14 protein-coding genes are annotated in these 13,947 nt (G+C 68.3%); 7 read left to right on the top strand and 7 right to left on the bottom strand.

The annotated features are described in order from the left end of the window. Positions 1–20 precede the first annotated feature (20 nt). The 6 genes from EV668_RS16540 (at position 21) to EV668_RS16515 (ending at position 5,800) form a co-directional block, all read left to right on the top strand. Positions 21–1,094, top strand: coding sequence for a M48 family metallopeptidase (locus EV668_RS16540; RefSeq protein WP_133771918.1), 1,074 nt, complete (start codon positions 21–23; stop codon positions 1,092–1,094). Between the two features lie 126 nt (positions 1,095–1,220). Then, entirely contained in the window at positions 1,221–2,243 is a 1,023-nt protein-coding gene (locus tag EV668_RS16535; protein ID WP_208111553.1) for a transporter, read from the top strand. 177 nt (positions 2,244–2,420) lie between these two features. Continuing rightward, complete coding sequence (gene greA / locus EV668_RS16530; RefSeq protein ID WP_133771914.1) at positions 2,421–2,894, top strand: transcription elongation factor GreA; 474 nt, start codon at positions 2,421–2,423, stop codon at positions 2,892–2,894. An 11-nt stretch (positions 2,895–2,905) separates the two neighbouring features. Further along, positions 2,906–3,892: a mitochondrial fission ELM1 family protein gene (locus EV668_RS16525; RefSeq protein WP_245513237.1), complete on the top strand. Its 987-nt coding sequence runs from the start codon at positions 2,906–2,908 to the stop codon at positions 3,890–3,892. Positions 3,893–3,912: 20 nt separating this feature from the next. Beyond that, positions 3,913–4,878, top strand: coding sequence for a thioredoxin-disulfide reductase (gene trxB / locus EV668_RS16520; RefSeq protein ID WP_133771912.1), 966 nt, complete (start codon positions 3,913–3,915; stop codon positions 4,876–4,878). A 31-nt stretch (positions 4,879–4,909) separates the two neighbouring features. Next, positions 4,910–5,800: a LysR family transcriptional regulator gene (locus EV668_RS16515; RefSeq protein WP_133772117.1), complete on the top strand. Its 891-nt coding sequence runs from the start codon at positions 4,910–4,912 to the stop codon at positions 5,798–5,800. A 233-nt stretch (positions 5,801–6,033) separates the two neighbouring features. Here the strand turns inward: EV668_RS16515 and msrP are convergent, their stop codons facing one another. Both msrP and EV668_RS16505 read right to left on the bottom strand, forming a co-directional pair. Then, complete coding sequence (gene msrP, locus EV668_RS16510; RefSeq protein WP_133771910.1) at positions 6,034–6,978, bottom strand: protein-methionine-sulfoxide reductase catalytic subunit MsrP; 945 nt, start codon at positions 6,976–6,978, stop codon at positions 6,034–6,036. A 133-nt stretch (positions 6,979–7,111) separates the two neighbouring features. After that, positions 7,112–8,737 carry a GMC family oxidoreductase gene (locus EV668_RS16505; RefSeq protein ID WP_133771908.1) on the bottom strand — a complete coding sequence of 542 codons (1,626 nt, stop codon included), beginning with the start codon at positions 8,735–8,737 and terminating at the stop codon, positions 7,112–7,114. Between the two features lie 131 nt (positions 8,738–8,868). Between EV668_RS16505 and EV668_RS16500 the strand changes: the two genes are divergently transcribed. Further along, positions 8,869–9,687: an HpcH/HpaI aldolase/citrate lyase family protein gene (locus tag EV668_RS16500; protein ID WP_133771906.1), complete on the top strand. Its 819-nt coding sequence runs from the start codon at positions 8,869–8,871 to the stop codon at positions 9,685–9,687. Between the two features lie 170 nt (positions 9,688–9,857). On the opposite strand, the gene EV668_RS16495 is transcribed toward EV668_RS16500, so the two are convergent. The 5 genes from EV668_RS16495 to dut form a co-directional block, all read right to left on the bottom strand. Continuing rightward, a complete protein-coding gene (locus EV668_RS16495; RefSeq protein ID WP_133771903.1) occupies positions 9,858–11,474 on the bottom strand; it encodes an ABC transporter substrate-binding protein in 1,617 nt (538 codons plus the stop codon). Between the two features lie 86 nt (positions 11,475–11,560). After that, complete coding sequence (locus EV668_RS16490; RefSeq protein ID WP_133771901.1) at positions 11,561–11,818, bottom strand: hypothetical protein; 258 nt, start codon at positions 11,816–11,818, stop codon at positions 11,561–11,563. A 75-nt stretch (positions 11,819–11,893) separates the two neighbouring features. Further along, the gene (cysK, locus tag EV668_RS16485; RefSeq protein ID WP_133771899.1) at positions 11,894–12,862 is read right to left on the bottom strand and encodes a cysteine synthase A; all 969 of its coding nucleotides are present in this window, start codon (positions 12,860–12,862) and stop codon (positions 11,894–11,896) included. 72 nt (positions 12,863–12,934) lie between these two features. Continuing rightward, the gene (locus EV668_RS16480) at positions 12,935–13,375 is read right to left on the bottom strand and encodes an RrF2 family transcriptional regulator (protein ID WP_133771897.1); all 441 of its coding nucleotides are present in this window, start codon (positions 13,373–13,375) and stop codon (positions 12,935–12,937) included. Further along, positions 13,375–13,887, bottom strand: a complete 513-nt coding sequence (gene dut / locus EV668_RS16475; protein WP_133771895.1) for a dUTP diphosphatase — start codon at positions 13,885–13,887, stop codon at positions 13,375–13,377. Before dut ends, EV668_RS16480 begins: the two co-directional genes overlap by 1 nt. Positions 13,888–13,947 lie beyond the last annotated feature (60 nt).

Genomic DNA, 13,947 nt, shown 5'->3' with positions numbered 1-13,947 from the left:
CCGGCGCGCAGGGGCCGGCGATGCTCCCCGCCTTCGGCCTCTACACCCACATCCGGGCGAACAGGATCCGGTCGCGATTCCTGCTCGCCGGGCTCGTCGTTCTCAGCCTCGTCCTCGTCTTCGCGGTGGCGCTCCTCATGCGGGCCCTCAGCGGCGAGGTCCCGAATGGCTATCGGCACGATCTGGGCGGCTATCTCGCAGGCGCGTTCCGGGACCTTCCGTGGCTCGCCCCGTTCGCGCTCGCCGGATCCGCCGTCTGGATCGCCATCGCCTTCCGGTTCAACCAGACGCTGATCGATCTCGTCACCGGGGCCCGGCCCGTCACGCGCGCCGATCAGCCTCGCCTCTACAACCTGCTCGAGAACCTCTGCATCTCGCGCGGCGTGCCGGTCCCGATCCTGCGGGTGATGGACAATTCGGCTCCGAACGCGTTCGCCTCAGGACTGAAGCCCGAGCAGCATTCCATCACGGTGACGACGGGGCTCCTCGAGACGCTGGACGATGCCGAGCTCGAATGCGTCCTCGCCCATGAACTGACCCATATCCGCAACGACGACGTGCGCACGATGGTCATCGCCGTCATCGTCACGGGCATTCTGTCCTTCGTAGGAGAGCTACTTCTGCGCAGCAACATGTCCTTCCGGTCGGGCTCGCAGAGCGGCAGCTCCCGAAAGGACAAGGGCGGCGCCGGCGCTGCGATCCTGATCGCGCTCGTTCTGATCGCCCTCGTCTGGTTCCTGTCCCAGGCGGTGAAGTTCGCCCTCTCGCGCTCGCGCGAGTACCTGGCGGATGCGGGCGCGGTCGAGCTGACCAAGAACCCCGATGCCATGATATCCGCCCTGCAGAAGATCGAGGGCAAGGGCGAGATCGAGAAGGTGCCGTCGGGCATCATGGAGCTGTGCCTCGACAACCCTCGCTCCGGCATCCAGGACCTGTTCGCGACCCACCCTTCGATCGCGGACCGGATCGACGCCCTGCGGCGCTATGCGGGTGGAACACCCGCGATCGATGCGGCGCCGGAACCGGTGTCCCAGGGACCGGCGAGCGTATCATCCGCATCGGCGCCGGCTCTGGGAAACCCCTGGAACAGGTAGACGCGGCGCCGCGATGCGCGGATCGCAGCGCCGAATCCCCAAGCGAAGGCGGCAAATCGTCTTTCCCGTGTCACGGAAGCGAAACAACAAGCGCCGAGAGCCCTCATGGCCGGCGCAGTCTCATCGATGTCCCAGTCACTTGCCGCCGAGCCGGCCATCCCCGGCCTGCTCTGGGCCATCCGCTTCGACGATGACGGGAAGGGGCATCCGATCCCCCATGGGGAGCCCATCGGAGAGCCCGATGCCTTCGGAAGCGGGTTCCTGTGGCTTCATTTCAACCTGATCGACGCGCGCCTCGATCCGGTCGTCGCTTCGGGCCGGCTCGGGCCACCGCGCCTCGCCGCATCCGCCCTCGGCTCGGACGAGCATCAGCGCATCGCCGTCGAGGGCGCGTATGTCGGCGGCGTCGTGACCGACCTCTGCCCCGAGGCCAGATCGACGGTCGCGCTGACGGGGCAGGTACGCCTGCATTTCATCCTGGGCCCGCGCTTTCTCGTCAGCGGACGCCGCCGGCCGATTTCGGCCCCCGCAGCGGTGCGGGAGGCGTTGCAGGCAGGCGCCAGCATCAACACGCCGATCCACCTGCTCGAGGCTCTGATGGAGCATGTCGTCGGCTCGATCGACGAGGGAGGCGCGCGCCTCTCCGACGAGCTCGACCTGATCGAGGATCACATCCTCGACCGCACGACGAGGGACGAACGACGTCGCCTCGGACCGATCCGGCGCGATGCCGTCCGCCTTCATCGTCAGCTTCTGGGCCTGCGTGCCGTCTTCCATCGACTGGAGGGGGATGGCACCGAGGCCGGGCTGCCGGCTTCCGACATTCGCACGGCCGCAAGGCTTGCTCAGCGGCTGGATGCGCTCGACCGGGACATGATCATCCTGGCCGAGCGCAGCCGCTTGCTTCAGGAGGAGTTGAGCAGCCGCCTCGCGGAGGCCTCGAACCGTCAACTCTACATGCTCTCCATTCTCACCGCGCTGTTCCTGCCTCCGACTCTGGTCACCGGGATCTTCGGCATGAACACGACCGGCCTGCCGTTCTCGGCGTTCCAGGACGGCACGGCCCTCGCGCTCACGGCCTGTGCGTCCTCGGCCCTGCTCGCCTATGGGGTGATCCGTCTGATGGGGATCAGGCCGCCCCGCGATTGATACGCCCTTCGAATCGGTTGCCTTCGCGCGGCGGCTGCACCAAAGTCTCCGTGCTTCCCCGCCAAGGCAGCGAGAAGCGCCCGCCCTGGATCCTCCTGAGGCAGCACATGGTCTTGGCGCTCGACGGGCCAACGGCGCCTCGCCCGGCTCTCCTCAAGTCATCTCAAGGTTCTCGTCATGGAAAAGGTGCCTCTCACGCCCCGAGGCTTCGCGACGCTGGAAGAAGAACTGAAGCATCGCCAGCAGGTCGAGCGCCCGCGCATCATCGAGGCCATCTCCGAGGCGCGCGCCCATGGCGACCTCTCCGAGAACGCGGAATACCATGCGGCCAAGGAGAGCCAGTCGCTCAACGAGGGCCGCATCCTCGAACTCGAATCGATCATCTCGCGCGCCGACATCATCGACGTCACCAAGCTCACGGGCGACAAGATCAAGTTCGGTGCGACCGTCAAGCTCGTCGACGAGGATACGGAGCAGGAGCGCGTCTACCAGATCGTCGGCGATCCTGAGGCCGATGTGAAGCTCGGCCGGGTCTCGATCTCCTCGCCCGTCGCCCGGGCCCTGATCGGCAAGACCGTCGGCGATTCCGTCGAGGTGAAGACGCCCGGCGGCGCGAAGAGCTACGAGATCGTCGAGGTCGCGTTCGTCTAGCGGCTCGAAACGTGCGGTCCCCGACGAGCGATCGCCACGACATTTCGTGCTGGGTCCTGACGGACGGGAAAGCCGGCGACGAGACGCAATGCCTCGGCGTCGTCGAGGCGCTTGGCCTCGAGCCGGAGATCCGGCGGGTCGCGCCGCGCGCGCCCTTCGCCTGGCTGATGCCGAGAGGGCCGATCGACCCCCGGGAGGCGCCGGACCGGCCGGGGAGCCCCATCGCTCCTCCGTTCCCCGATCTTCTGATCGCGTCCGGCCGCCGCGCGATCCCCTATGTCCGGGCGGTGAAACGCGCTTCGGCGGGGCGCACGTTCACGGTGATCCTGAAGGATCCGCGGACCGGCCCCACGGCTGCCGACCTGATCTGGGTTCCCGACCATGATCGTTTGCGCGGTCCGAACGTCGTGGCGACGCTGACCGCCCCCCATCGCATCTCCGCACGGCGGCTCGCTGAGGCCAGGACTGCTCTCGATCCCCGGATCGCCGCCCTCCCCCGCCCCCGCGTCGCCGTTCTCGTCGGCGGCGACAGCCGGCACCATCGGTTCTCGGCGGCGGACCAGGCGCGCCTCCTCGACGGGCTGCACGACCTTGCCGCGTGCGGAAACGCACTTGCGATCACCGCCTCGCGGCGAACGCCCGCCAGCCTCCTCGAGGTGCTCCGCGGCCTCGCCGACGGCCCCGACCGCTTCCTGTGGGACGGGCGCGGCGACAATCCGTATCTCGCCCTCCTCGCAGGGGCCGATGCGATTCTCGTGACGGCCGATTCGGCGAACATGATCGGGGAGGCCGCGGCCACCGGCGCACCGGTCATGGTGTTCGAGCCGTCGGGCGGGCATCCCAAGATTCGATCGTATCTCGACGCTCTCGCGGCACACGGAGCTGTGCGTCCTTTTTCTGGACGGCTTGAAGCCCACGCATACCAGCCATTAGATAGCACGCCCGAGATCGCGCGCGCGATCCAGGCTGCGCTCGATCGCCATCGGGCCGCAGCTTGAGGGGAACGGGCGGAGTTCCAATGGCTCACCTTCACGCGAAAGTGCTTATCGTCGGGTCTGGTCCGGCCGGATACACGGCCGCCATCTATGCCGCTCGCGCAATGCTGGAACCGGTGCTCGTGTCGGGCCTGCAACCGGGCGGGCAGCTCACCATCACCACCGATGTCGAGAACTATCCCGGCTTCAAGGACGCCATCCAGGGTCCCTGGCTGATGGAGCAGATGCGGGCTCAGGCCGAGCATGTCGGCACCCGCATGATCTCGGATACGATCGTGAAGGCGGAGCTCGGTGCGCGCCCCTTCCGGCTGACGGGCGACAGCGGCGACGTCTACACCTGCGACGCGCTCGTCATCGCCACCGGCGCCCAGGCGAAATGGCTCGGCCTGCCCTCGGAGGCGAAGTTCCAGGGCTTCGGCGTCTCCGCCTGCGCCACCTGCGACGGCTTCTTCTTCCGGAACAAGGAGGTCGTCGTGGTCGGCGGCGGCAACACCGCCGTGGAGGAGGCGCTCTATCTCGCCAACCTCGCCGCCAAGGTGACGGTCGTGCATCGGCGCGACGGTTTCCGGGCCGAGCGCATCCTGCAGGAGCGCCTGTTCCGCAACCCGAAGATCCGTGTCGTCTGGGATTCGGCGCTGGACGAGATCGTCGGCGTCGAGGAGCCGCACCTCTCCGTGACGCATGTGCGCCTGAAGAACGTCAAGACCGGCAAGATCCAGGAGATCGCGGCGGACGGCGTGTTCGTCGCCATCGGCCACAAGCCCGCGACCGCGATCTTCGCCGGCCAGCTCGACGAGAAGCCGGGCGGCTACCTTCGGACGGCGCCCGATTCGACCGCCACCAACATCCCCGGCGTCTTCGCGGCGGGCGACGTGACCGACGATATCTACCGGCAGGCCGTGACGGCCGCCGGCATGGGCTGCATGGCCGCTCTCGAGGCGGAACGCTGGCTGGAAGCCTCGGAGCAGATGCGCGATGCCGCAGAATAACGGCGCCGGCTTCGGCCAGTCGAACTCGGACTTGGACTGGGACAAGATCCGGATCTTCTACACCGTCGCGGAGGCGGGCAGCTTCACGAAGGCTGGCGACGACCTCGGCCTCAGCCAGTCGGCCGTGAGCCGGCAGGTCTCGGCCCTGGAGCGGGAGCTGAAGGCTCCCCTCTTCCACCGGCATGCGCGCGGCCTGATCCTGACCGAGCAGGGCGACCTGCTCCATCGCGCCGCGCGGGACATGCGCCAGCGCCTCGAGAACACGCGGGCGCGGCTGGAGGAGAACAGCGAACGGCCGACCGGCACGCTCAAGATCACGACGACCGTCGGCCTCGGCTCGCTCTGGCTCACCCAGCGCATCGCCGAGTTCCTGGATACCTACCCGGACGTGAAGGTCGAAGTGATCCTCACCAACGAGGAACTCGACCTGTCGATGCGCGAAGCGGATGTCGCGCTGCGCCTGCGCCGTCCCGCCCAGCCGGATCTGATCCAGCGCCGGCTCTTCGCGGTCCATTTCCACGTCTATGCCTCGACCGACTACGTCAAGCGCTACGGCGAGCCGAAGACGGTCGAGGATCTCGACCATCATCGCCTGCTGTCCTTCGGGGGGGATCAGCCCTCCTACCTGCTATCCGTGCACTGGCTCGCGAAGGTCGGGCGAGAGGGAGGGCAGCCGCGGCCCTACCACCTCGTCGTCAACAACATCCCGGCACTCCGTGCGGCGGTCCAGACGGGAGCCGGCATCGCCGTCCTTCCCGATTACGCCGTCGACGGGACGACCGATCTCGTCCAGGTCCTGCGCGACGTGGAGTTGCCGGCCCTCGAAAGCTACCTCGTCTATGCCGAGGAGATGAGGAACGTCGCTCGCGTCCAGGCCTTCCGGGATTTCCTGGTCGGCAAGGCCCAGCGCTGGGTCTATTGAGCCGACTGCGTCATTTTGGGTCGACATGCATGCAATGCATGCCCCACCGGTGTTCGAAATGATTGCCACAGAGGCAGTACGGGGCAAGAATCCCATCGGCTGACCAACACGGACGGTCTTCCGGCCGTGCAGCTGTTCCCCTCTGGAAGGCTCGATTTGACGGGCCTTTACCTTGGCCGGGCCTTAACGAGGCTCGGCCGTTTTCTTGTCTGGCCTCGAGAAGTTGTCTGTCTTCAGGCGTACAGTCTTTCCTTCTGCAAATCCTTGTACAGCCCCGCGACCTCCGGTTCGTAGCCGTTGAAGAGAAGCGTCGGGACGCGGTCGTTGGTGCCGAGGACGCGCTCCTCGGCCTGGCTCCAGCGCGGATGCGCCACCGCGGGGTTCACATTCGCCCAGAAGCCGTATTCGGACGCCTGAAGCCCCTCCCAGAAGGTCTTCGGCCGCGTCGCCGAAAAGGTGATCTGGTTGATCGATTTGACGGACTTGAAGCCGTATTTCCATGGCACCGCGAGGCGTAGCGGGGCGCCGTTCTGGTTCGGCAGCGGCTTGCCGTAGATGCCCGTGACCATGAAGGCGAGGTCGTTGCGGGCCTCCTCCATCGTCAGCCCCTCGGTATAGGGCCAGGGGTACCAGAACTGCCGCTGACCCGGCGCGACCGCCTTGTCGAGGAAGGTCTTCATCACGACGTATTTCGCGCCCGAGACCGGCTTCGCGAAGTCGACGAGCTGCCGCAGCGGGAAACCCGTCCAAGGCACGGCCATCGCCCAGGCCTCGACGCAGCGGAAGCGATAGAGGCGCTCCTCGACCGCCATCTTCGCGACGAGGTCCGACGCGTCGATCTCGATCGGCTTCTCGACGAGGCCGTCGATCTTGATCGTCCAGGGACGCGCCTTCAGCGCGTCCGACATCGGGGTCACGGTCTTCGATTGCGAGAACTCGTAGAAGTTGTTGTAGCTCATCGCGAAGCGCTCCGGCGTCAACCAGCGGTCGCCGAGCGTGTAGGCCTCGTTGCGCTTCGCCGAGCCCTCCGCCGCAGCCTCGCCGGCCACCATCCCCCCGCCGATGAGGCCGGCACCGAGCCCGAGCGCCTGCAGGATGCGACGCCGGTCGAAGAAGGCCGATTCGGGCGTCGCGGCACTTTCCGGCAGCGCCCAGCGCGGCTTGGACCTGATCAGCATGGCGATGGCCTCCGGCCGCTCCCAGGGATCCGCCGTCGCGGATGCCGAGACGGGCGGCCCCGAAGCCTACACGTTTGGACAGCGCCGACTATTCCCCACGGTCGTCGCACCTGGCGAGAAGGCAGGGCAGTCGTCAGCGCGCCTCGGCGAGGATCATGTCGGCGGCCTTCTCGCCGATCATGATGATGGCCGCGTTGGTGTTGCCGGAGACGACGCTCGGCATGATCGAGCCATCCGCGACGCGCAGCCCCTCGACGCCGCGGACCCGCAGCCGCTCGTCGACGACCGATTCGGGATCCCCACCCATCCGGCAGGAGCAGCTCGGGTGATAGATCGTGGTTCCGGCCTGCCTCACATAGGCGAGGATCTCGTCATCCGTCCGCGTCTCCGCACCGGGGATCTCCTCCTTGACGATGAAGGGCTGCATGGCCGGCATCGAGAGGTAGTGCCGAAGGCGCTTGATGCCCTCGACATTGGTCCGGCGGTCGAGCTCCGTTCCGAGGTAGTTCGGGTCGATGGCGGGCGCCGCCAGCGGGTCCGCGCTCGTGATCCGCACCGAGCCCCGGCTCTCCGGGCGAAGCTGGCAGGTCGAGGCGGTGAAGCCTGGGAAGGCGTGGAGGCTGTCGCCCATCCGGTCCGTCGAGAAGGTCAGGAAATGGACCTGCACGTCCGGCGTCGCGAGACGCTCGTCGGTCCGGAAGAAGGCGCCGGCATAGCCCGCACAGACGGTCAGCGGCCCCTTGCGCTGAAGGAGATAGCGCAGACCGATCCGGGCCTGGCCCAGGAGCGAGGCCATGTCGTCGTTCAACGTGATCGGCTGCGTGCAGCGGAGGACGACCCGCACCTGGAGATGATCCTGGAACGCCTCGCCGACGTCGCGCCTTTCGGCGACGACCGGGATGCCGTGACGGCCGAGGAGATCCGCCGAACCGATTCCGGAGAGCTGGAGAAGCTGGGGCGAGTTGATCGCGCCTCCCGAGAGGATCACCTCGCGCCGCGCCGTCACGCGCCGCGTCTCGCCGCCGCGCCGATACTCCACCCCGACCGCTCGCCGGCCCTCGAACAGAACCTTCGTCGCATGAGCCTCGGTGATCACGCGCAGATTGGCGCGCGATCGGGCCGGCTTCAGGTAGCCGACAGCCGTGCTGCAGCGCCGGCCGCGCCGGGCCGTCATCTGGTAATAGCCGGCGCCCTCCTGGCGGGCGCCGTTGAAATCCTCGTTGCGGGGCAGTTCTCCCTCCGCGCAGGCCTCGATGAAGGCGTCGCAGAGAGGATGCGGCTCCGTCCTGTCCGAGACGGCGAGCGGGCCGCCGGAGCCGTGGAAGTCGTCCGCGCCGCGCATCTGGTCCTCGGCGCGGCGGAAATAGGGAAGGACGTCCGCGAAGCTCCAGCCGGTGCAGCCCTGCTGCCGCCAGAGGTCGAAATCCTCGTGCTGGCCGCGGATATAGACGAGCCCGTTGATGGAGGAGGAACCGCCGAGCACCTTGCCGCGCGGCTGCTTGACGACGCGCCCTTCGAGCTCCGGCTGCGGCTCGGTCGCATAGAGCCAATTGACCTTCGGGTCGTTGAAGAGCTTGCCGTAGCCGAGCGGGATATGGATCCAGGGAGAGCTGTCCTTCGAGCCCGCCTCGAGCAGGACGACCTTGTGCCGCCCCGATTCCGAGAGCCGCGCGGCCAGCACGCAACCCGCCGAGCCCGCCCCGACCACGACGTAATCGGCCTCGTCCTCGGCCCCTCCGGCTTCGCTTCGATGCGCCACGCTTCGCTCCCAGGCGGGTCTCGCGCCCGCACTCGCCCTTAACCGGCCCCACGGGGCCAGAGCAATGTTGCCCGCGCTTGTCCACCTCGCCGCGACCGCCTAACAGCGGCCGAACAGGGAGGTCATGTCCGATGCTGCTGCGCTCGCTGCTCTTCGCACCCGCGAACCGGCCCGAACTTCTGGCGAAGTTCCCGGGCGTCGGCGCCGATGCCTACGCCCCCGACCTCGAGGACGGAACGCCGCCCGCGGCGCGGGAGGCGGCGCGGGCCGGGCTGGCCGAGGCGCTGAAGGGCGCACGCGGCGGCCGGTCCGATATCAAGCTTTTCGTCCGCGTGAATGCGATCGGCAGCGAGGACAGCCCGAAGGACGTCGCCGCCGCCGAGGCCGCCGGCGCCGACGGTCTCGTCCTGCCGAAGGCCGAGAGCGCGGGCGACATCGCAGCCCTCGGCACCCGCCTGCCGATCATCGCCGGCATCGAATCCGTGCGCGGCGTGGTCGAGGCGAATGCCATCGCGAAGGCTGCGGGCGTGCTCGCGGTCTATTTCGGCGCCGAGGATTTCGCGGCCGATATCGGCGGGCGGCGCACGAAGGAGGGGCTCGAAGTCCTCTATGCCCGCTCGCAGGTGGTGATCGCGGCGAAGGCTGCGGGCGTGAAGGCGCTCGACCAGGTCGTCATCGACATCCGCGACGACGACGGCTTCCGGCGCGACGCGGAGATGGCCCGCAATCTCGGCTATGACGGCAAGATGTGCCTCCTGCCGCGCCAGGTGGGGCTCGCGCACGAGGCCTTCGCCCCCTCCGCCACCGAGATCGACCGCGCCGCACGGCTGATCGCCGCCTACGAGAAGGCGACCGCCGAAGGCAAGGGCACGATCGATTTCGAGGGCCGCATGGTCGACCCGCCGATCCTCAAGGCGGCCCAGGCCATCCTCGCGGCCGGCAGGGCCTGAGACGAGTTTCACCCTCCCCTGGAGGGGGAGGGTCGGACCGAAGGTCCGGGGTGGGGTGATGCGCGGTCTCCGCCTCAAAGCGGCTGAAGTGGGGAAAGGTGGGTTCACCCCACCCCGCCGGCTTCGCCCGGCCATGACGTGACGGCCGCCGAATAGCCGGAGCGCCTCGCTCACTGCGCCGGCGTCACCTCCATTGCGAGCGTGTATTGGTCGATGCGCGGCTTATAGGCGAGGCCCTTCTTGAAGGCCCAGGGCGTCACCTCGAAATGGAGCGGGATGACGGCGTAGTCGCGCATCGCGAGCCTGGACGCCTGACGCAGCAGGTCTTCGCGGGCCTTGTCGTCCACCGTGCCCCGCGCCTTGACGATCAGCGCATCGACCTCGGGATTGGAGTAGCGGCCGCGATTGGTCGGCCCCATGCCCGTCGCCGGATTGGGCGTCGCGACGAGCGAGACCAGCGAGTTCGACATCTCGCCCGAATCCGCGCCCCAACCGGCGAGGTAGAGGGAGAAATCGCCCTTGTTGCGCCGGGTGAAGAAGGTCGAGGCCGTCATGGAATCGACCGACGTCTTGATGCCGATCCGTCCCAGCATCTGCGCCACCGCCTGGGCGACCTTCTCGTCGTTGATGTAGCGGTCGTTCGGCGTGCCGAGCGTGACCTCGAACCCGTTCGGATAGCCGGCGGCAGCCAGCAGCTTCCGCGCGCCGTCCGCGTCGAAGCGGTCCGGCTTCATCTCGGGCGAGGTGCCGAAGAGCGGCACGGGCAGGAGTTCGCCCGCCGCCTGCGCGACCCCGCCCATGATGCGCTCGACGATCGCCTGGCGGTTGATCGCCGTCGAGACCGCCTCACGGACCTTGTGGTCGAGGAAGGGGTTCTTGTCCGTCCCGCGCACGCCCGGCGTCTTCCAGTTCGGGTCGCCCCTGAACTGGTCCATGGCGAGGTAGATGACGCGGTTCGAGATGCCCTGGACGATGGTGAAGCCCGCGCCCTTGATGCGCGCGAAATCCTGGATCGGCGGGTTCTCGACGAGGTCCACATCCCCCGCCAGCAGCGAGGCGACGCGCGGGCCCTGGCTCGCCATCGGCCGCCACGTGACGGTCTTCCAGTGCGGCTTCGCTCCCCAATAGCCCTCGTTGCGCTCAAGCACGATCGATGTGCCACGCGTATAGCTGGCGAGCTTGTAGGGGCCGGTCCCGATCGCCTTGGCCGGCTCGTTGAACTCGACCGATTTCGGCGGCGTGCCGAGCTTCTCGCAGCCTTTCGCCCCGTAGACGACGTCCTCGCCGCCATAGGCGGCGGCCGACAGGATGCCGAGGGTCGAGAAGTTGTTCGGCAGAAGGGGGACGGGCGTCGCCGTCCTGAAGATCAGCGTCAGGGGATCGGGCGTCTCGATGGCCTCGATCCCCCGCACCGCGAAGGTGAAGCTCGACGGGGAGTTCTCGACCGTCGGCACGCGGCACAGCGTGTAGACGACATCCTTCGCCGTGAACGGCCGGCCGTCGGAGAAGGTGACGCCCGGCCGGAGCTTGAACTCCCAGGTCTTCTCGTCGATCGACCGCCATGAGGCAGCGAGGCCCGGCACGAGCGTCTGGCGGTCGTCGGTGGAGACGAGCCCCTCGAAGATGTGCCGGCGGATGCCGTTATTCGGGCCGAGATTATGGAAATGCGGGTCGATCGAGGTCGGCTCCGAGGCGAGCCCGATCTTCAGCTCCTGCGCGGCGGCAGGACAGGCTGCGCCCGCCAGCGCGAGCACGGCGATGGCAGGGAAAAGGGACGAGCGCGTCATGGACGAAGACCCCATCCGAGGATGTCGGCCTCAGACGAGCACGTCTCGCGCCACCCTGGCAAGCAGGGCGGCGCGCGGTGCCGCATCTATCCCCGCTTGCCCCCGGCCGCCTTGGCCTTGCGCTCGAAGGCAGCGGCGAGTTCCTCGCGCGAGGGGAGGCTCGCATCGCTGATATGGGCGATGTTGTCGGCCGGCACCTCGGCCTCCACGGCCTCCGTCCCGTCCTCGATCGGCTGGCCGGCCGCGAGCCGCGCCGCATCGGCCTCGCCGCCGACGGCATGTTGAAGCTCGTCGGCGAGGCTGTCCCGCTCCACAGCGGGGGAATTCGATCTGGCTCCGGCCATGCTGGGTGTCTCCCGAAACAAATGTCGGGAGAAACACCCGGAAGCGGATTCGGTTGCGCCGAACCCGCCGCCCGATCAGCCGATCCCTTCGAAGAGCGCGCTCGAGATGTAGCGCTCGGCGAAGGAGGGGGCGACCGTGAGGATGCGCTTGCCGGCGAATTCCGGCCGGGCCGCGATCTCGAGCGCCGCGGCGACGTTCGCGCCCGTCGAGATGCCGCCGGGGATGCCTTCGAGCTTCGCGAGGAGCCGCGAGGTCTCGAAAGCCGTCTGGTTCCCGACCGTGATCACCTCGTCATAGACCTTGGTGTCGAGCACGCCGGGCACGAAGCCGGCACCAATCCCCTGGATCTTGTGCGGCCCGGGCTGGCCGCCGGACAGGACCGGGGAATCCTCCGGCTCCACCGCCACGACCTTCAGGCTGGGCAGGCGCGACTTCAGCACCTCGCCGACGCCGGTGATGGTGCCGCCGGTCCCGATCGCCGCGACGAAGGCGTCGAGGCGCCCCTCGGTGTCGTTCCAGATCTCCTCCGCGGTCGTGGCGCGGTGGATCGCGGGGTTGGCCGGGTTCTCGAATTGCTGCGGCATGATCGCACCCGGGATCGTGCTCGCGAGTTCGGTCGCCTTGGCGACGGCGCCCTTCATGCCCTGAGGGCCGGGCGTCAGTTCGAGCTCGGCGCCGAGGAAGGCCAGCATCTTGCGCCGCTCGAGCGACATCGTCTCGGGCATGACGAGGATCAGCCGATAGCCCCGCGCGGCCGCGACGAAGGCGAGCGCGATGCCGGTATTGCCGGAAGTCGGCTCGACGAGCGTGCCGCCGGGCTTGAGCTGGCCCGAGGCTTCGAGCGCGTCGATCATGCTGACGCCGATCCGGTCCTTCACGCTCGAGATCGGGTTGAAGAATTCGAGCTTGAGCAGCAGCTCGGCGCCGACACCCTTCTCTCGGGCCAGCCTGTCGAGCTTGACGATGGGCGTGTCGCCGATCGTGTCGGTGATCGAACCGAAGATCCGGCCGCGGCCGGGCTTGCGGGGTGCGCTCTGAGCCATGTGATATCCTCGCTGTCGCCGATCCGTAGTATAAACCCCGATCACTGTCGATATTTTGATCTATTCACGATCTTAAATCGTAAAATCCGTCGCCGCGACCTGTTGGCCGTCGAGACCCGCCTCGGCCGCCTTGGAGCAGAGCTGAGCGACGGTGATCGCGTCGAGAGCGACGAGATAGGCCTCCGCCGCATCGTTCAACGCGGGCGCTACGACCTCCTCGATCAGGTCCGAATGCTGCTCGCCCTCGGGCGGCTGCCGTTCGGTGGCACGCACGATCTCGCCGACCGTGATGCGCCGGCGCTCCCGCGCCAGTTCGTAGCCGCCGCGGGGACCGCGCAGCCCCTTGAGGATGCCGGCCTGGACGAGCGCATGGAGCACGCCCTCCAGATGGCGCGGCCCGAGCTGATGGCGGGCCGCCAAAGCTTTCGCCGAGACCGGCCTCGGCCGCGCGTGAAGCGCGATGTCGATGACGGCGGCAATGGCCAGGAGAGAGCGGCGAGGCAGCAGGTTCATCACCGGCCGTCCAGGGGCGGGCGGCCGGCCGCGTGTCCGATCCCGGTCGAGCCGAAGCCGCCCGCGCCGCGGGCCGATGCCCCCTCGAACGTGTCGACGACCCGGATATCCGGGCACGCCACCGGAACGAGGAGGAGTTGGGCGATCCGGTCGCCGGGCTCGATCCGGATCGCCTCGGCATCCGGCCCCGCATTGCGGTTCCAGCACGACAGCGTGACCGGCCCTTCGTAATCCGCGTCGATCACGCCGATCGTGTTGCCGAGAACGAGGCCGCGATGGCCGAGTCCGGACCGGGGGACGACGAGCGCGCACCAGCCCGGCTGGCCGATCCGCATGGCGAGGCCGGAGGAGATCAGGACGGGCGGGGCGCCGGGTGCGAGAGCGACGGCCTCGTCGAGACAGGCATGGAGATCGAGACCGGCCGCGAGGGCGGAGCCCCGACGCGGAAAGCCCCAGCCCGGCAGGCGGGGGTCGAGAAGCTTCACCTCGACCGGCAGACCTCGCTCGCCCATGCCACTCCCTCTGTATCCCGCAACCATGCCGCCGACGGACTGCCACCAACGCCGGTCCTG

Origin of the sequence: Enterovirga rhinocerotis (genome assembly GCF_004363955.1) — a bacterium.
Classification (GTDB): domain Bacteria; phylum Pseudomonadota; class Alphaproteobacteria; order Rhizobiales; family Beijerinckiaceae; genus Enterovirga; species Enterovirga rhinocerotis.
This window is presented reverse-complemented; position numbering and strand designations above follow the sequence as displayed.